Source organism: Thalassospira sp. ABD4_177, assembly GCF_056160125.1.
This window is the reverse complement of sequence record NZ_JBSWWO010000005.1, coordinates 43,229-65,548: the sequence shown is the minus strand read 5'-3', so window position 1 is coordinate 65,548 and position 22,320 is coordinate 43,229. Positions and strand designations below refer to the sequence as shown.

Annotated in this window: 1 protein-coding gene; it reads right to left on the bottom strand. The window is 57.8% G+C overall.

The features are described 5' to 3' along the window. Positions 1–5: 5 nt before the first annotated feature. A complete protein-coding gene (locus ACXAF0_RS18725) occupies positions 6–22,274 on the bottom strand; it encodes a hypothetical protein (RefSeq protein ID WP_475347343.1) in 22,269 nt (7,422 codons plus the stop codon). Positions 22,275–22,320 lie beyond the last annotated feature (46 nt).

Below are 22,320 nucleotides of genomic sequence, written 5' to 3'. Positions count from 1 at the left end.
CGAGATCAGGTGCCGAAGCCAAAGTCATCAGCGTTCAGACCATAATCATCATCGTCCGGATCGCCAACGCCCATCAGCGTGACAGAGGCATCATTGCCAAGTTCGATGACGACATTGCCATCGGTATCAAGATGCATGTCATTCACAACTTGGTTGAAGTTGTTGTAGCTCCACTCAGACAGATCGATGATGTCTTCGCCCTGTTTGAAGTCGGTAATGATGTCGTGACCATCGGTTTTACCGATCTGGAAGGTATCCCAACCCGTCCCACCGGTCAGGGTGTCATCCCCGGCACTGCCATAAAGATGGTCATTGCCCGAACCGCCAAGCAGCAAGTCATCACCGGCATTGCCCCACAGCGTATCGTTGCCCGAGCCACCATCAATCGTGACGTCGCCATAGCTTTCGATGTCGCTGGTCAGGTCAATGATGTCATCACCGTCGCCGGCTTCGATCACTTCAATGCCGCTGATACGGACATTGTCGTTTGCATCGCTGACACTGTCGCGGATGAACAGGGCGTCGTTGCCATCGGTCATCTGCAGGGTGTCGATACCCTCGCCACCGATAAAGACATCGTTCGACTGGTTGTAACCGCCGAGATTGACATATTCGCCGGTACCGTCGTCACCACCATCGTCATGGCCCCAGCCATTGCCGTTGTGGTTGTGATGTCCCCAACCGTTATCGTGGCTGTGGCCATCCTCGCTCGGTGAGCCGTCATTGAGCGCATACCAATTGTTATCCCAGACGCCGTCCGCGTTGTATTGCAGGACGTCATCGCCGGCACCGCCATTGAGCACGTCTTCACCCACACCGCCGGTGATCGTGTCGCTGCCCGAGCCACCCCACAGAGTGTCGTTACCATCACCACCGTCAATGACGTCATCGCCGGCGTTGCTCCAGACGATGTCATCGCCGGTGCCGCCCAGAACAGTCACATCACCGTAAGACAGGGTGTCACTGGTCAGATCGACGATGTCATCCCCGTTGCCGGCATCAATGACTTCGATGTTGGAAATACGCGGGCTGGTGCCCGGATCGGTCTGTGTATCATCAAGGAACAGGGCATCGTTGCCACTGGTCATGGCCAGCGTATCGGTGCCATCGCCACCATCAATGATGTCTTCGGAACGGTTATAGCCAGACAGATTGATCTGCTCGTTGGTGCCATCCATGCCCGGATCGCCAACGTTCTTCGCGGCATAGCTGCCGGTCCAGCTCGCATCTTTCTGGTATTCGATATAATCGTCGCCAGCACCGGCATCGATCACATCCGAACCCTTGCCGCCATTGATGCTGTCATTGCCATCGCCGCCCCAGATGGTGTCATCCCCGTCGTCACCGCCAAGGATGTCATTGCCATCAAGGCCAGAGAGCAGGTTCGCGCCATCATCGCCAAACAGGTAATCGTTGAAGTCCGAACCAATCAGATCTTCGATCGAGCTCAGCTTGTCATTGCCGTTGCTGCTGCTTGCCGTGCCGCTTTCAAGACTTGCGGCAACTGCCGTGGTCGAGTTGGCATAGCTTGCGGTATCACGGCCGGCACCACCGACCAGGCTGTCATGACCGGCACCACCCATCAGGGTGTCATTGCCGGCATCGCCATACAGCTTGTCGTCGCCATTACCGCCTTCGATGGTGTCATCGCCCGCGCCGCCATAGAGACGGTCGTTGTTTTCACCGCCATCAATAACGTCATTGCCGTCACCACCCAGGATGCTGTCATCGCCGGTGCCGCCATTGATGGTGTCATTGCCAGCTTCGCCATACAGCTTGTCCTGACCCTGACCACCGGTGATGGTATCCGCACCTTCACCACCCCAGACACGGTCATCACCCGAGCCGCCATCAAGGGTATCGTTGCCGGTACCACCCGTAACGCTGTCCTGACCACTGCCGCCTTCGATCAGGTCATTGCCGGCATCACCCGAAAGCGTGTCGTCACCGTCACCACCATACAGGCTGTCATTGCCATCCATACCGGTGATGGTGTCCTGACCATTGAGGCCATAGACCGTGTCATCGCCCGAAAGGGCAGCAATCGTGTCATTGTTGCTGGTACCGTAAAGCAGATCATCCTGCGGCGTCGGGCCAGATGTGGACTGTTCGACACCGACAAACATGTCTGCATCAAGCTGGCTCAGCGAGACACCGACAAGGGTCAGTGTGCCCTGACCATTCAGGTTGATCACGGTATCGTTGCCGACCTGGGTCATCTGGTCTTGCAGATCATCCCAGTCATCAATGTCGAGCGAGGCCAGATTGATCGTGTCTTCGTTGACATTGAAGTCGGTCACGACCTTGTCGCCGGAATTGCTGGAAACAATGATCTGATCCGCGCCCGAACCACCGGTGTAGGTGTCATCACCCGCACCGCCATCAAGCGTGTCGTTGCCAGATCCACCCAACAGGGTATCGGCACCATCGGTTCCGGTCAGGGTGTCATTGCCGGCACCGCCATCCATCAGGTCGTTGCCATTGCCACCTGACAAGACATCATCGCCGTCGCCACCGCTTAGCGTATCGTCACCATCACCGCCGAGCAGCGTGTCATTGCCGATGCCACCATCAAGGGTGTCATTGCCAGCGTCACCCGACAGAAGGTCGTTGCCCGCGCCACCAGCGATGCTGTCATTGTCATCGCCGCCGTAAAGGACGTCGTCGCCACCTTCGCCATCAAGCGAGTCATCACCAGCAGAACCATAAATGGTGTCGGTATCCTCGCCACCGGTGATGGTGTCGTCGCCTTCCATGCCGTCGATATAATCATCGCCGCCGCCGCCATCCATGACGTCGTTCCCGGCATGGCCGATCAGGCTATCGTCACCGGCATTACCCTCGATGACGTCATTGCCTTCATTGCCTTCGAGGCTGTCATTGCCCGAACCACCGGAAATGACATCGTCGCCGCTGCCGCCCGTGATGGTGTCATCGCCTTCACCGCCAGAAAGCGTATCATCGCCTTCCATACCATTGAGCGTGTCATCACCGGCACCGCCATCGACGGTGTCGTCACCAGCCAGCGCATCGATATAGTCATCTTCGCTGGTGCCAAACAGGACATCGTCAAACTGGGTCGGACCACCGTCATTCTCGATGCCGATGAACATATCAGACGATACATCGTTCAGGCGCACACCACGCAGCGTGACGGAGCCCTGATCACCGAGATCAATGACCGTGTTGCCATTCACTTCGGACAGAAGCGGGGCGAGTTCCGACCAGGTGCTGATATCAAGCGCGTCGAGCGAGATCTGATCAACGCTGGTATTGAAGTCCGTAACGACCTTGTCACCGATCAGGCTGGTGACCTGAACAACGTCGGCACCGGAACCGGTGTGGATTTCATCGTCGCCTTCGCCACCATCAAGGGTGTCGTTGCCATGACCGCCATACAGTTTGTCATCGCCGGTACCACCATCAAGATAGTCGTCGCCACGTTCGCCGTGCAGCGTGTCATTGCCTTCGCCACCGATCAGGGTATCGGCGCCATCGCCGGTCCAGATCAGGTCGTTGCCTTCGCCGCCATCAACAGTGTCTTCGCTGATATCGGCTTCGACATTGTCAAACTGGTCGTCGCCAGCCCCCAGATCGACTTCGTTGTCCTGGCTGTTGCCATAGACATAGTCGTCATGGGCAGATGCGATGACCTTTTCGAAGTTGGCCAGGATATCGCCAACCGCATCACCGCCAAAGGCACGTCCGCCTTCGCCCGGGTTGTGGGTATGAGCATCGGTGTCACCAAGGAAGATTTCGACACCTTCATCGGATCCTTCGTAGCTGATGGTGTCACGACCATCACCGCCATCAAGATAGTCACCACCAGCGCCACCTTCGATGGTGTCATCACCGGCACCGCCCAGAAGCGTGTTGTCACCATCCGATCCGGTCAGGACATCGTCGCCATCCGATCCGATGACGTTTTCGATATTACTGATCGTATCCGATCCGGTTTCATCCGACGTCGCGGTTCCGGCAGACAGATCAACCGTCGCACCGTCTGCGGCAGTCATATCAAGCGTATCTTCGCCGTCGCCACCATCAAGGGTGTCGTCGCCCGCAGAAGCCGTCAGCGTATCGTTACCGGCACCGGCATCAACAACGTCGTCACCTGCACCATCATCAATGACGTCTGCACCGTCGCCCGCAGCAATCGTGTTGTTTGCGCCGTCACCGGTGATGGTGTCTGCCGCCGCACTGCCGATGACATTTTCGAAGCCGGAAATGCTGTCATTGCCGGTTTCGGAACTGCTTGCCGTACCGGCCGCAAGGTCAACCGTGGCACCGCTGGTGGCATCAGTTAGATCAAGCGTATCGTCACCTTCGCCGCCGGCAAGGGTATCATCGCCCGCACCTGCCATGACGGTGTCATTGCCCGCACCGCCATCGACGATGTCTGCACCTGCACCGGCATCGATCACGTCGCTGCCTTCGCCGCCATTGATGGTGTCATTGCCTTCGCCACCATCAAGGGTGTCGTCACCGGCACCGCCTTCAAGCACGTCATCGCCGGCGCGACCCGAAAGGATATCGTTGCCCAGACCACCGGTCAGGGTGTTGTTGTCGTCCGAACCGGAAAGCGTATCGTTGCCATCCGAACCCGTCAGGTTTTCGATGCTGGAAAGCTGATCGGTCTCGCTTGCACCAACCTGTGCCGTACCTGTTGCAAGGTCGGCATTTACCGCACTGCTTGCATCGCTGTAATCGGCGGTATCATTGCCTTCGCCGCCAATCAGCCCGTCATTGCCCGCACCACCCGACAGCGTGTCATCACCAGCACCACCATTGAGGATGTTGTTTTTCGCATCGCCGGAAATCGTGTCGTCATGATCCGAACCGGTGACGTTTTCGACCTGATAGATCGCGTCATTCCCGGCGCCACCGGTTGCGGTGTAGTTCGCCAGATCGACATTCACACCAGCAGTCGCATCGTCATAGGTGACGGTGTCTTGTTCGGCACCACCGACAATGATGTCATTGCCTTCGCCACCGCTAAGCGTGTCTTCACCGGTGCCGCCGACCAGCGTGTCATCGCCAACACCACCATCAATGATGTCGTCGCCATAGCTGCCATCAAGGTAATCATTACCGGCACCACCATCCAGATTGTCATGGCCAAGTTCGCCATTGATGGTGTCGTCGCCGGCATTGCCCCACAGGGTATCGGCACCCGAACCGCCATTGATGGTTACATCGCCGTAGGAAATCGTGTCGCTGGTCAGATCGACCACGTCATCGCCGGCACCGGCATTGATGACCTCGACCCCGTCAAGGCGTGCGCCATCGGTCGTGGTTTCTTCAACCGCAGTATCGAAGCTGATCGAGCGGACGAAGAAGTCACTGCTGTCAGAACCGCTAGAGCCATTGGCGTACGGTTCGCTTTCAAACGCGATATAGCGGAATTCAACCGGGTTGCCGCTGCCATCGGTGGCATTGATGGTCGTCGTACCGACACCATTGCTGGTGTAATCGATCGTGCTGTCATCGAGCGTACCGGATGCCACAAGATTGCCATCGGCATCAAAGGCCTGCCAGGAGCCGACCTCGCCACCGCCTTCGCCAGCCATCAGGTTGGAAACCTGGACCGTCGCGGTAGAGGCATCTGCACCAAGGTCAACAACAACCGCTTCGCTTTCGCCGGACTGCGGATCGTGGTTGATCTGGCCACCGGCAGCACTGCCACCGTCATTGCCGATGCCATTGCCATCGAAGTTGACGGTGTCATCCGCTGCGGCAAGGTTCAGTTTGCCATCACCATCAACATAGGACGTACCGAAGTCAAAGGCATACAGGTCCGCATCCGACCAAGCCGCCTGCACATCTGCAGAACTTGCTGAATCGGTCAGGCCAAGCGTGCGGGTTTCGGTCGTCGGCGTGGTGGTTTGACCATCACCAAGTTTCGAACCATCAAGCACCAGCGCGTCACCGCCATCGGACATATCAAGGGTGTCGTCACCCTCGCCGCCGATGAAGGTATCGTCAGAGATGTTCTTGCCGCTGATATCGGCAACATCGCCGGTTCCATCAACACCCGGGCTACCGGTGTTTTCGGTGGTATCGCCGCTGTCGGCTGTATCGTCGGCTTCGAAGTTCAGAACGTCGTCGCCCGCACCGCCATCAAGGGTATCGTCACCGGCACCGCCGCTAAGTTCGTCATTGTCGGCACCACCGGAAAGCGCGTCATCGCCTTCGCCACCTGCCAAGGTATCGTTGCCAGCACCGCCATCCAGGCTGTCATTGCCGGTACCACCGTAAAGGGTGTCAGCACCGTCATTGCCCAGCAGAGTGTCATCACCCGCACCGCCGGAAACCGTATCGTCACCGGCAAGGGCATCGATGGTGTCATCGTCATCGGTGCCTTCAAGCGTGTCATCATTGGGCGTTGCGCCATCGGTGATGTTGTTGAAGTCATCAGCGCTCAGTTCACCAAGGCCAACACCAACAAAGGTCACCGTGCCACCCGCCGGCAGGTTCAGGACAGCATTGCCAGCGCTGTTTTCGCTGAGCAATGGAACAAGGTCGCCCCAGCTTTCGAGGCCAAGATCATCAATCGAGATTTTGTCTTCGCCACGGGTGAAGTCGCTGACGACATCATCATCGGTACCATCAGCAAAGACGAAGGTATCCGCACCATCGCCACCGGCGACCGTGTCATCACCAGCACCACCGTCGATGGTGTCATCGCCCGCACCACCGTCGATCACGTTGTCGCCGTTCGACCCGGTAATCTGGTCATCGCCAGCACCGCTCGTGACATTTTCGAAGTTCGAGAACTCATCATCACCGGTCTCGGCAGAGCTTGCCGTACCTGCACCAAGATCGACAACCGCATCGCCCGATGCGTTCGACAGATCAAGGGTATCGGATCCGTCGCCACCATCGAGGCTGTCATTGCCGGCACCGGCGATGACCGTATCGTCACCGTCACCTGCCAGAACAAGGTCGCTGCCTGCGCCATCGGAAATGATGTCGTTGCCAGCACCACCATCGATCAGATCGATGCCATCGCCACCATCAATGATGTCTGCACCGTCACCGGTCGAAATGGTGTCATCCGCACTGCTGCCGGTAACGGTATCATCACCGGCACCCGTGGTGACATTTTCAAAGCCGGAAATGACGTCTTCGCCGGTTTCGTTGCTGTTGGCTGTGCCGTCCTGCAGATTGACCGCAACATCAGCGTCAACATCGGACATATCCAGCGTATCAAAGCCAGCACCACCCGAAAGCGTATCGTTGCCAGCATCGCCAACGACCGTGTCATCACCAGCACCGGCATCAACGATGTCATTGCCTGCACCGGCATTGATGTGGTCGTTGCCGTCACCAGCACTGATGCTGTCATTGCCTTCGTTGGTCCAGACGGTGTCATCACCCGTTCCGGCATCCACCGAAACACCGCCATAAGATTCAGTCTGGCTGGTCAGATCGACAACATCATCGCCATCGCCCGTATCGATCACTTCGACACCGGAAATCGACGGTGCATTCGATCCGTCTGCATGATCGTTATCAAGAATGATCGCATCACCGGCCGAGGTACCGACAAGGGTATCAACACCCTCACCACCATCGAACTGATCATCGCTGAGACCAAGGCCTTCGAGATCGGCAACATCACCCGTGCCATCAACGCCCGGGCTACCGGCATGGTCGGTTTCATCGCCGGCCTGACCGGTGCGATCGGCTTCGAATTGAAGAACGTCGTTACCATCGCCACCATCAAGGGTGTCGGACCCTTCGCCACCGCTCAGGGTGTCGTTGCCGCCACCGCCGATAACGGTGTCATCACCAGAACCGCCGCCGACAGTGTCGTCACCATCGCCGCCGTCTACGGTGTCGTTTCCGTCGCCACCATCGACCGTGTCGTTACCAGTGCCACCACCGACAGAGTCGTTACCCGAACCACCGCCAACGGAATCATTGCCCTCGCCACCGTCAACGGTATCGTCGCCGTCACCGCCATCGACCGTGTCATCACCGCCGCCGCCGCCGACAGAGTCATTACCCGTGCCGCCTCCAACGGAGTCATTGCCCGTGCCGCCGCCGACAGAATCATTGCCGCTGCCACCGTCAACCGAATCATCGCCGTCACCGCCATCAACGGTATCGTTGCCATCGCCGCCATCAACGCTGTCATCACCGGCACCACCATCGACCGAGTCATCGCCTTCGCCACCGCCAAGGGTGTCTTCACCCGGCGTACCGACATTGTCGATACCGGTGAAGTGATCCGGCGTCAGGTCGCCGACGGCCACACCCGACAGGGTCACCGTGCCACCAGATGGCAAGATAATGACCGCACCGTCAGGGCCATCAGACAGCAGGGGCTGCAGATCGGTCCAGGCAGAGATGCCCAGATCCGGCAGCGAAATTGCGTCCGCATTCAGATCGAAATCAGTGACAAGGTCGGTATCGGTTCCGTCTTCGAAGACGAAGGTATCAGCACCATCACCGCCCGAAAGCGTATCGTTGCCCGCACCGGCTGCGATGGTGTCATCACCCGCACCACCAGACAGAATGTCGTCACCGGCACCGCCATCAAGCGTGTCGTTGCCTGCACCGCCGTCAATCACGTTGGCATCATCCGAACCGGTAATGACATCCGCGTCATCCGAGCCGGTAACATTTTCGATGTTGGCAATGGTATCCGATCCGGTGTTGGCACCACTTGCCGTGCCCGCCGCCAGATCAACCGTCACACCACCGGTGGTACCCGACAGATCAAGGGTATCGATACCGTCGCCGCCATCGATGTCGTCATTGCCGCCATCAAGGGTAATGGTGTCATTGCCCGCACCGGCTTCAATCGTATTGTCGCCAGACGATCCGGCGATGGTGTCATCGCCATCGGTCGCGATGACATTTTCAAAGCCGGAGATGCTGTCGCTGCCGGTTTCACCGCTGCTTGCTGTGCCTGCGCCAAGATCGATGGTCGCGCCATCGGCAGCGGAAATGTCAAGCGTATCGTCGCCATCACCACCGATCAGGATATCGTCGCCGGCACCTGCTGCGATGGTGTCATTGCCGGCACCACCATCGATGGTGTCAGAACCTTCGCCGCCATTCAGGACGTCATCACCCGCGCCACCATCAAGGGTGTCGTTGCCCGCACCGCCATTGATGTTGTCAGCCCCTTCGCCGCCCAGAAGGACGTCATCACCATCGTTTGACCAGATGGTGTCGTCGCCCGCACCACCATCAACCGTGACATCGCCATAGGAATGGGTGTTGCTGGTCAGATCGACAACGTCGTTCCCGTCACCGGCATCAATATTTTCGATATCAACGATGGACGGGTTGGCTGCACCGTTTTCATGATCGCGATCGAGAATGATTGCATCGTCACCGGAACCGGCAACAAGAGTGTCATTGCCTTCGCCGCCCACGAAGCTGTCATCGGACAGGTTCTTGCCCGAGATATCGGCAACCTCGCCGGTCCCATCGGTGGTCGGGCTGCCGACATGATCTGTGGTGTCGCCGTCTGCAGCAACGCTGTCACCTTCAAACGACAGAACGTCATAACCGGCACCACCATCAAGCAGGTCGGCACCTTCGCCGCCGGCAAGGGTATCGTTGCCCGCACCGCCATCGAGGGTGTCGTCACCGGCACCACCATTAAGGACGTTGTCCCCGGTCGAACCGGTCAGGGTGTCATCACCTGCACCACCGGTCGCACCTTCGATACCGTCCAGGGTATCGGTGCCATCGGTCGCAGTCCCCGTGCCGTTTTCCAGATCAACAACCACACCATCGGTCTGGTCGGAATAATCGACAATATCGTCGCCCGCGCCACCGATCAGGGTGTCATCACCGGCACCGCCCGAAAGCGTATCGTTGCCCGCACCGCCATCAATGACGTTGTCGAACTCGTTGCCTGCCAGTGTGTCGGCATGGTCGGAGCCGATCAGCGTCTCGAAACCATCAAGGGTATCGTTGCCCGCACCACCGGTTGCCGTACCGGCATCCAGATCGGCATTCACGCCACTTTCGGCATCTTCGTAAGACAGGACGTCTTCGCCTTCTCCACCGATCAGCGTGTCATCGCCGCCATTGCCAAAGACCGTGTCATTGCCTTCGCCGCCATCCAGGATGTTGGCGTTTTCATCACCGATCAGGACATCATCGCCATCACCACCGGTGACGTTTTCGATGCTTTCAAGGGTATCGTTCCCCGCCTCACCCATCGCGGTGCCAGCACCCAGATCAACGGTGACGCCATCTGAGGTATCGAAATAATCGGCGGTGTCGGATCCTTCGCCGCCGCGCAGGGTATCGTCGCCTGCGCCACCAATCAGGGTGTCATTGCCTTCGTCGCCATAAATATCATCGTCGCCAGCCTGACCATCGATGATGTCATCGCTTTCAAGAGCGTGGATTTCATCACTGATCTGGCTGCCGGTGATGTCATCTTCGAACTCGGTGCCAAAGATGGCGTCATAGCCAAAGAAGTTTTTCTGACCAAGGTCGTCAACCGAGACGCCTTCAAGCGTGATGCTGTCGCCATCGCCAAGGGTGATGACCGCATTGCCGTTTTCATCATCGGCCATCTGGTCACGCAGGGCGGCATAATCCTCGATGCCATAGGAAGACAGATCGATGATGTCTTTTTCGACGTCAAAGTCGGTTGCGGTGTCATGTCCGCCGCCCGGCCCAAGCACGATCTGGTCTTCGCCTTCGCCGGTAATCAGGACGTCATCGCCAGCTCCGCCGACAAGGGTATCGTCGCCAGAACCACCATCAAGGGTGTTGACCCCGTCGCTGCCGACCAGTGTATCGGTGTAATCGGTCCCGATGACGCGTTCGAAGTTGCGAACAACATCATCCCCGCCGCCACCGGTCGCATATTCCTTGACCAGATCGACGGTGACACCGGAATCGACATTGGAGTAGTCGACGGTATCCAGCTCGCCGTCACCCCCATCAAGGATGTCATCGCCGGCATCGCCATAGACCCAGTCATCGCCTGCGCCAGCTTCGACAATGTCGTCGCCTTCGCCGCCGCTGATGGTATCATCGCCGGCTTCACCCAGAAGGATGTCGCCACCGGCACCACCATCGATGATGTCATCACCTGCACCACCGCTGATTTCGTCGATGCCTTCGCCGCCATCAATCACATCATTACCGGCACCGCCATCGATCGCATCGCCACCGGCGCCACCGGAAATGGTGTTGGCTTCCTCGTCACCGGCAATCTTGTCGTTGAAGTCGGAACCGACGACATCTTCGATATCGACTAGCGTATCATTGCCCTGACCGGTTGCGGTGCCCGCCGCCAGATCAACATCCATGCCCTGATCGGCGCTGCTGTAATCGGCAGTATCGGCGCCTTCGCCCCCGTCAAGGACATCATCACCCGCGCCGCCAACAAAGGTGTCGTCACCGGCAAGGCCGGTCAGGGTGTTGTTTTCTGCGTTACCTGAAAGGGTATCGTCAAACAGGGTCCCGGTGACGTTTTCAATGCCTTCAAGGACATCATCGCCGTCACCGCCGGTAACTGTGCCTGCCGCGAGATCGGCATTGATACCGGCCCCTTCGGTCGCGTAGTCGGCGGTGTCATTGCCGTCACCACCGCGCAGCACATCCGATCCGGCATTACCGACCAGCGTGTCGTCGCCGGTGCCACCATCAACGGTGTCATCGCCTTCGCCGCCAATCAGGCGGTCATTGCCTGCACCACCATCAATGCTGTCATCACCTTCAAGCGCGTTGATGATGTCATCGCCACTGCCGCCGATCATCTCATCGGCGTTCTCGGAACCAAGCTGGACCTCGACACCGATGAAGTTATCGGCCGTCATCTGCGACGGGGTTACACCCTGCAGCGTGATGGTGTCGCCACTGTCAAACGTGATGGTCAGATCACCATTGGCATCCGTGCCAAACATGTTTTCCAGGGCACCATAACCGGCAATGTTAAAGCTGGTCAGGTCAATGGTATCAACCGCCGGATTGAAATCGGTAATGGTGTCGCTGCCGTCACCCGGATTGAAGATCACCTGATCGGCACCTTCGCCGAGCGTCAGCGTGTCATTCCCGGCACCGGCATCAAAGGTGTCATCCCCCGCGCCACCGATAAAGGTGTCGCTCTGTCCGCCACCAATAAAGGTATCGCTGAACTCCGAACCGCGGATCGCATCGATGCCTTCAAGGGTATCGGTGCCGGTTGCGGTGCCCGAAACAGTATGGTTGCTGGTATCGACCGTAACGGCAGATTCAGCGTCGACATAACTTGCGGTATCAAAGCCTTCGCCACCGATCAGGCGGTCATCGCCTGCACCGCCCAGAAGGGTGTCGTTGCCCTCGCCACCATCAAGGGTATCAGAACCTGCACCGCCAGAAATGGTGTCATTGCCTGCACCACCTTCGACCAGGTCGTCGCCGCTGCCCGACGAAATGACGTCGTTACCGTCACCGCCCGTGACAGTATCCGCACCATCACCGGTATTGATGATGTCATCACCAGCAGCGCCATCAACAATATCGGCACCTTCGCCCGTCGTGATGACATCGTTGCCTTCGCCGGCATTGACGGTGTTGTCGCCGTTACCAGCATTGATAGCGTTGCCACTGTCATCACCGATGATCAGGTCATCATCGTCACCAGTCGTGACGTTTTCAATATTAGTAAAGGTATCGGTATCCGTGCCATCGGTGGCAGCACCGTTGGTGAAATCAACGGTCTGATCGCCTGAGATATCGCTTAGATCAAGGGTATCGTTACCCGCGCCACCATCGATGGTGTCGCTACCTTCACCACCGCGCAGGGTGTCATTGCCCGCCCCGCCCAGCAGCACGTCATCACCAGCGCGACCATCAAGAACGTCGTCACCCGCTTCACCCGAAAGCGTGTTGCGGCCGCTATCACCGCGCAGGGTATCTGCGCTGGCCGAACCGGAAACGTTCTCGAAGTTCGAAATGGTGTCGCCGCTGCTGGTCTCGCCAGTTTGCAAATCAACCGAGACACCGGACTCATCTGTGAATGACAGGGTATCTTCACCCTCGCCACCATCAAGTGTATCGGTGCCCGTACCGCCGGAAATTGTATCGTTTCCAGCACCGCCTTCGATCACGTCATCTCCGGCACCGCCGGTTACGATGTCGTCGCCGTCACCCGCCAGAACAGTATCGTTGTCGCTGCCACCGGTGATCACGTCATCATGATCGGATGCAATGATCTGTTCGATACCGCTGAAGGTATCGGTCCCGGTATCCTCGCCGGTTGCCGTATTGGTTGCCAGATTGATGTCGAGACCAGATGCTGCATCCGAGTAATCAATCGTATCGGCACCGGCGCCACCAATATAGGTGTCATCACCCAGTTCACCGACAAAGCTGTCATCACCTTCGCCGCCGTCCAGAACATCATTCCCGGCACCGCCGGTCAGCATGTCGTTTCCGGCGCCACCATTGATTACGTTGTCGGCTTCGTTGCCGGTAATGGTGTCGTCATATTCCGTGCCAGTGACATTTTCGAAACCGGAAACCGTGTCATTGCCATCCGCACCGGTCGCGGTTCCTGCAGACAGATCAACATTCTGCGCACCCGTTGCATCGGAATAATCAAGGGTGTCGGTCCCTTCACCACCCGAAAGGGTGTCATCACCTGCACCACCCGAAATCAGGTCATCGCCAGCACGGCCTTCAATCGTGTCATCGCCAGCGCCGCCCGAAAGAGTGTTGGCTGCGTCCGAACCACCGATGCTGTCATTGGCATCCGAGCCAATCACGTCTTCGATGTTGCTCAGCAGATCGGTACCGTCAGCCTTGGCCGCCGATCCGGCTTCAAGATCCACATCGACACCGGTTTCGCTGCTGCTGTAATCAATAACGTCCTGACCAGCACCGCCGTCGATCACGTCATCGCCAGCACTGCCGTTGATGGTGTCGTTGCCCGCACCGCTCAGAATGGTGTTATCGGCATCCGACCCGGTAATCGTATCATCCTGCCCCGAACCGATGGCATTTTCGACATTGAGAACCGTATCACCCGTCGTCGCGTCCGTTGCGCCGGTCGCCAGATCAAGGGTAACGCCTTCTTCGGCGTCAGAGTAATCAACGGTATCAATACCGTCGCCACCATCAATCAGGTCGTTGCCAGCACCGCCGCTCAGGGTGTCATCACCGGCACCGCCAAGCAGGGTGTCATTGCCGCCGCCACCCGAAAGGATGTCGTCACCATCTTCACCGGACAGGACGTTATTCCCCTGGTTGCCGGTGATGGTGTCGTCATAATCAGAACCGCCCAGGTTCTCGATGCCTTCGATCTGATCGTTACCAAGCCCGGAAACAGTGCCTTCTGCCAGATCTGCCGTAATACCGTTGGTCGCGTTGCCATAGTCAACGGTATCAATGCCGGCACCACCGTTCAGAACGTCATCGCCACCGCTTGCGATCAGGGTGTCATTGCCCACGCCGGATTCGATTGTGTTGTCGCCGCCATCGCCAATCAGCGTGTCGTTAAAGGCCGAACCTGTAACGTTCTCTATGCTTTCAAGGGTATCTTCGCCAGCCGCACCCGTTGCAGTTTGCGCAGCAAGGTCAACAGTCACCGCATCCGTGGCATTGGCGTAACTCGCGGTATCGCTGCCTTCGCTACCCGACAGGGTGTCGTCACCGCCAAGACCTTCAAGGATATCGTCGCCGTCGCCGCCAATCAGGATGTTGTCGGCATCAGAACCGATCAGCGTATCGTTACCTGCCCCGGCCACAATGTTTTCAACATTGCGGATCGTATCGTTGCCACTTTCTGCGAATGTTGTTCCCGCCTGAAGGTTGACCGCGATGTCACCGGCCTCATCGGAATAGTCAACGGTATCAATGCCGTCGCCACCATCAAGGATGTCACGGCCTGAACCACCGTTCAGGGTGTCGTCTCCAGCACCACCGAAGATGCTGTCGTCCTCTTTAAGGCCGTAAATGGTGTCGTTGCCATCAAGGCCGGACAGGGTGTCCTCACCATCGGTACCCGACAAGGTGTCATCACCAGATGTCCCGACGATGTCACGCACACCGATAAAGTTGTCTGCGGTAATGTCATCCTTGCTGACACCCTCAAGCACCATCGACGTGCCTTCACCGAAATCAATGACAAGGTCACCGTTTTCGTTTTCGGACATGTTCTCGTAGAGCTCGCCGTAGGTATCAATACCCAGCGCACGAATATCGATCTGGTCTTCGCCAACTGCGAAGTCGGTGATGGTATCGGTGCCATCATCCGGCCCGACAACATAGACGTCCTCACCTGAACCACCACTCAGGGTATCGTCACCACCGCCACCAGTAATGGTATCTGCACCGGCACCTGCTGTGATGATGTTATCGCCAGCATCACCGGTAATGACGTCGTCCTGGCTGGAGCCAATAACGTTTTCGACACCACTGATGCTATCGGTGCCATCGGCATCGGTTGCCGTGCCTTCCGACAGGTCGATATTGACCGCACTGCCACCTTCGTAGGTGACGGTGTCATTGCCTGCACCGCCTTCGATGGTGTTACTTCCCGCACCACCAACCAGAAGGTCATCGCCTGCACCACCATCAAGGATGTCATCCCCTTCGCCACCAAGAAGGGTGTCATTGCCTGCGCCACCTTCGATGGAGTCACTTCCGGTACCACCCGACAGGGTGTTGTTGGCGTCATCCCCGATCAGAGTATCGTCGTGATCAGAGCCGCGAATGCTTTCAATGCTTTCGAGCGTATCGTTGCCAGCTGCACCGCTTGCAGTTCCTGTCGACAGATCAACCGTGACCGAACCGTCCGCATCACTGTAGTCAGCGGTGTCAAATCCATCACCACCCACCAGGGCGTCGTTTCCTGCACCACCCGAAAGCGTGTCGTTGCCTGCACCACCAAGCAAAGCATCGTCGCCTTCACCACCGGAAATAACGTCGCTACCCGCACCGCCGGAGAGCGTATTCGCCCCTCCATCCCCAATAAGGGTATCGTTCTGATCCGAGCCAATAACGTTTTCGATGTCGCTGAGCGTGTCCTGATTACCAACACTCCCACTTACACCGGTTTCCAGATTGACGGAAACACCACCACCGGCCGAGTAATCGACCGTATCTTCGCCGTCACCACCATCAATGACGTCCTGACCAGCACCACCATCGATCGTGTCGTCGCCGCTATTACCGAAGATGGTGTCGTTGCCAGCCCCACCGTTGATCGTGTCGTTGCCCGCCAAGGCATCGATAATCTCGGCCGAGGACGAACCCTGCAAGATATCATCACCCTCAGTCGCACCAAGGGAGCCGATATCGATAAAGTTGTCCGCCGTGAGATCTTCCGGTGAAACACCATTTAGGGTCATGGTGTTATCATTGATCGTGATTACCGCGTTACCATTGGCATCGGTACTGAGCAGTTTCTTCAGGGCTTCAAAATTGGGGATATCGAAGCCCGCGAGATCAATCTTGTCTTCCGCCGGATCAAAATCAGTGATCACGTTCGCATCGGTCTGCGTTGTGAAGACAAAGGTATCTGCGCCTTCACCACCGGATAGTACGTCGTTACCACCGCCCGAATTGATAACATCATCGCCGGCACCACCTTCGATGATATTATCAGCCGACGACCCTGTCAGAGTGTCGCTAAAGTCAGAGCCGACCACGTTTTCAATCGAAACAAGCGAGTCATCTCCGTCGGCGCCAGTCGCGGTAGAGGAGCCAAGGTTGACATTCACTGCCCCTGAGGCGTCCGCATATATGGCGGTATCCGAACCGGAACCGCCGACAAGCGTGTCGTCACCTGCGCCACCCGCCATGGTGTCATTGCCGACACCACCATTGAGCACATCATCACCACCACGACCAGATAGAACGTCGTTGCCACTCCCACCATTCAGGATATTGGCATTGTCGTCGCCTGCAAGAGTATCGCCGGATGCGGAACCCGTAACATTTTCAAAATTGGCAATCGTATCTGAGTCTGCACCTGATGTTGCCTGACCGGTTTCAAGATCGACTTCGACACCACCCGCAGTTCCCAGATAGCTCAGCGTATCGTTGCCTTCTCCACCATCAAGATCATCGCTTTCGGCACCGCCATTGATCACGTCGTCACCAGCACCACCAGTAATGGTATCTGTGCCGGTTCCGCCGGTAATGACATCGTTGCCTTCACCGCCGTCGATCGTGTCATTGCCAGCCCCGCCCGAAACCGTATCGTCGCCTTCTTTGGCGGTGATCACATCGCTGCGGTCCGTACCGACAAGGATGTCCTTGTTTTCGGTACCTTCGAGTGAGCGGATGCCCTTGAAGTTGGCAAAGGTCAGGCTATCGGGATCAACGCCTTCAAGCGTAATGACAGCGTCACCAACCGTGATCGTGGCATTGCCTGCTGCGTCTTCACCGATGAAATCGGCGATGTCAGAAAACAGCTCAAGACCTTCAATCCCCTGGATATCAATGACATCATTGGCCGGGTCGAAATCGGTAACCAGATCATTTCCGCTATCAGCGGTTACGACAAACGTATCTGCGCCTGAACCACCGGTGAGCGTATCGTCCCCGCCACGACCATCAAAGGTATCGTCGCCTGCACCACCATCAAAGCTGTCATTGCCACTGCTGCCCAGCATGGTATCGGCGGCGGCACTGCCTTCAATCTCTTCGAAACCGGAAATCTGATCCGTGAAGGTGTTGCCGGTGACCGTTCCTTCTTCAAGATCGACTGTAACACCTGCACTAAGGCCGCCAACACCTGAGCTGTAGCTTAGCGTATCGTTGCCATCGCCACCGATAAGGGTGTCGTTACCTTCACTCCCGAAGACCGTATCGTTACCAGCCCCTGTATCAATGATGTTGCCTTGGGTATTGCCATAGACGACATCATCGCCGGAGCCGGAAACAACGTTTTCAAACCCTGAAAGGGTGTCATTGCCATCACCGGTCGCCGTGCCACCGGCAAGATCCACGGTGACACCGCCTTCAACATCGGTGTAGTCGACCGTATCGATTCCGCCGCCACCCGACAGTTCATCGTCACCGCTGCCGCCGGAAATGGTGTCATTACCATCGCCGCCCAACAGCACGTCATCACCACCGCCGCCGGAAATGGTGTCATCGCCCGCCATACCCGAGAGCGTGTTGGCATTGTCATCGCCGGCAATCACATCGTTATTCGTTGAACCATCGACATTTTCAAAGTTGGAAATCCGCGCAGTACCGGAATCCGTCGTCGCCGTACCGTTTGCAAGATCGACATTCAGGCCAGTGTCGTTGCCAAAGCCGACTGTATCAGTACCCTCACCGCCGTCGACGGTATCGTTGCCACCGACGCCACGCACAACATCGTCGCCAGCACCGGTCGAAATGACGTTGTCATCGGCAGAAGCCACAACCTTATCGTCACCCGCACCGGTCGTGACGTTTTCGATGCTGTTCAGGGTATCAATTTCACCTGAGGCACTGTCGCGTGCCGTACCGCTGGCAAGATTGACATCCTGGCTGCTTTCACGGGCGCTCAGATCAAGGGTGTCGCTACCTTCACCACCGAAGATGGTATCGACGCCATCTTCGCCAACAAACAGGTCGTCGCCATCGCCGCCATCAAGGGTGTCATTGCCACCACGACCGACGAGCGTGTCATTACCCGCACCGCCCTGAAGGACGTTAACACCATCATCGCCATAAAGTTCGTCGTCATGGCTTGAGCCGGTCGCGTTCTCGATACGATCAAGGACATCGTCGCCATCGGCACCAGACGCGGTGCCATCGGCAAGGTCAACCTGCACGCCACCATTTGCGCCGGAATAATCGACGGTATCGACACCTTCCTGACCGCGCAGGGTATCGTTGCCTGCACCGCCCGAAACCGTGTCATCACCATAGCCGCCCGAGACGACGTCATCGCCGTCACCACCGCTCAGCGTATCGTCGCCGCCATAACCATAAAGCGCGTCGTTGCCATCCGTGCCGGTGCCAACGTCATTGTCTTCGGTTTCAAAGATGCGACCGAAACCACGGAAATCATCCGCAGTCAGACTGTCTCTGCTGACACCTTCAAGTGTCAGCGTACCCTGATCGCCGAAATCGATAACGGTATTGCCGTTACCATCATCGGACATCATGGTTTGCAGGGTTGCGAAGTCCTGAATGCCGAGTTTGGAGAGATCAACAATATCTTCCGAACCGGTAAAGTCGGTGATCGTATCGTTGCCGAAATTCTCGGTCAGTTCGAAATCGTCGTCACCAGCACCACCGGTCAAGGTGTCATCACCTGCACCACCGGTCAGCGTATCGACGCCCTCACCACCTTCAAGAACGTTATCGCCATCATCACCGGTGATGTGATCGTCATAGTCCGAACCAACGACATTTTCGACCATCTGGACGACGTCATTGCCCGCCCCACCGGTCGCAGTTTCATCCGCAAGATTTACCGTAACCGCACTTTCGGCATCGCTGTAGCTGACAGTGTCAACACCACTGCCGCCCTGGATTTGGTCATCGCCTTCGCCACCGCGCAGGAAGTCATTGCCTGAACCACCCGCCAGAACGTCATTGCCGGAACCACCAACCAGAAGGTCATCATCAGCACCGCCCTGCAGCATGTCGTCATTATCGCCGCCAAACAGGCTGTCGCTGCCATCACCACCCTGCAGGATGTCATTGCCGCTTTCGCCGCGTAGAACGTCGCTGCCACCACCACCTTGCAGAAGGTCGTCGCCAAAGCCGCCTTCAAGCGTATCATCGCCGTCATTGCCCTGAAGCGTGTCGTTGCCAGAACCGCCGCCGAAAACATCGGTCTCATCGCCGCCCTGGACCAGATCAGCCCCACTGGTCGGGGTGTTGTCATAGGCATTGGCGTCGCGATCATCGGCATCAACCACACCGCCATCACCGTCACCCTCGGCATCACCGGATGCTTCGCCACCGGTTGCATCCTCGCCAGAGGTCTCATCACCCGTGGTACCGCTTTCAGCATCACCTTCAGAGGCAGCACCCTCTTCGCCGGCACCGGCTTCACTATCGCCAGATGCCGGTTCTTCGGCGGTGCTTTCATCGCCGGTGGTCTCGCCGGAAGAGGCATCCGTACCGGAGGTCTCATCACCGGCCGTTACAGCTTCATCCGAACCGGTCTCGCCAGAGCCTTCTGCCGATGTTTCTTCGCTGCCCTCGCCCGAAGTGTCGGAACCGGATTGCGGATCGGTCGTCTCACCGCCGGTTTCCGTACCAGCTTCGGCCCCAGCCTGGGCACCGGTGTTGGTGTTGTCTTCAGTGGTCTGATCGCTGTCGACACCGGTTTCGGCACCAGTGGCCTCTTCGCCGGAGGTGGCTTCGCCATCCGAGCCATCTGTTCCGCCGGTTTCTGCGCCAGCGGTTTCTTCACCAGCCGCGTCACCACCGGACGTCTCATCACCGGTTGCGTCGCCTACCGGTTCTTCAGAACCTTCGCCGGCCGTCTCACCAGAGTCAGTGCTGCCGCTATCAGCGGTGCCGCCTTCGGCACCGTCGCCAGACTCTTGTGAACCCGTATCGCCGGACCCAAGGGTGTCATCACCGCTGCTGCCCGCCGCGCTGTCGGAACCGCTGTCGCCAGTGGTTTCCCCGCCGGTTGCCTCTTCGCCGGATGTCTCGCTGTCCGCACCAGTGCCGGTTTCAGAACCAGCTTCGGTGTCGGAGCCTGATGCTTCTTCGCCGCCAGTCGCATCACCGGCCGTCTCGCCAGAACCGCTCTCATCCGTGCTATCGGTCGCGCCAGATGCGGTTTCGCCACTGGTGCTCTCACCGTCTGTGGCGCCCGACGTTTCACCAGAAGACGCACCGGTATCCTCACCCGTTCCTTCGGAACCGGATGTATCAGAAGGATCGCCATCGGTTTGGGTTTCAGAGCCCGTATCGCCGGTACTGCCGGTTTCGCCCGTGCTGTCTGAACCGCCGGAAGTAGCCTCGCCCGAGGTGGTATCTTCCTGCGCTTCGGAATCATCGGTCGAACCGGTTTCCGTTCCGGTCTCGCCAGAGGCGGTTTCACTGGAATCACTTGCGCCGCTGTCGCTTGCACCACTGTCAGTGCCGCCATCGGTCTGACCGGTTTCGTCGCTGCCTGATGCACCGGTGGTGTCATCACCGGAAGCCTCGCCGGAGGTCTCATCAGACCCCGTCGAACCCGTTTCATCCGTGCTGCCGGAATCTGTTTGGGTATCGCTGCTATCGGTTTCACCCGCGCCGGTTTCACCTGTCGCGTCATCGCCCGTGGACTCATCCGTCGTCGATCCGCTGTCATCCTGTGACGCAGACTCTTCGGCATCATTGGTACGACCGGCACCGGAATCGAGATTTACGTCCACACCCTGGTCAGACTGGCTGTAATCAAGGGTGTTTTCACCCGCACCACCGTCAATAACGTCCGAGCCATCGCTTGCGCCAAAGGTGTCATCCCCCGCGCCGCCAGACAGGCTGTTATCGCCGGAATCGCCGGTCAGAACATCATCACCAGACGTCCCGCGCAGATTTTCAATATTGTCAAAGGTAACGCGATTGGCCCCGGTCGCGTCTGTCGAGCTACCTTGCGACAGGTCGGCGCGCACGCCGTCCGCTGCCCCATCAAGCGACAGGGTATCTTCACCGGCACCGCCATCAATATTGTCTGCGCCGCCGCCCGATGAAATGACGTCATCACCATCAGAACCGACGATGGTGTCATCCCCTTCGCCGCCCTCGATCACATTGGCCTCATCCTCGGCCGTGGCGGCATCACCGCCCTCGGACGTGACTGAAACTTCGTTAATCTGGGGAACGTCAACCAACGTCACATTGGCAAGGTCTGCCTTCGAGACGCCCTCGAAAACAACCTTGTCGCCGGTCGAAAAGACGATGAAGGCATTGCCCGCCGCATCTTCGCTGACAAGCGCCATCAGGTCGCTGACACTGTCAACGCCAAGGTCGCTTAGCGCCAGTTCATCTTCTTCGACGTTGAAATCGGTAATTGTGGTCTGCTCGAAACCGCTTTCGAGCACAAAGGTATCGCGGCCCTCGCCACCGGTAACAACATCCTCACCCTCGCCCGATTCGAGAATGTCGTCGCCTTCGCCGCCAACTAGGGTGTTGTCACCATCATCGCCCACCAGAACATCGTCATAGGCACTGCCGATGACGTTCTGAATGTTGGTAAAAACCTGGGTTGCTGCAGATTGGGGGTTTCCGTCGCCAGAATCATTTTTGACCGCGTCAGAATCCCCTTCTGAGCGGTCATCAAGTACCTGATCAATGTCGGTGTCGGTTACTCCAACACCGTCGTCTTGGTTGGCGGGCGAGACCAAAGCACATACTCCCTACATGGGAATTGTTTTTACCAATTCTGCGGCG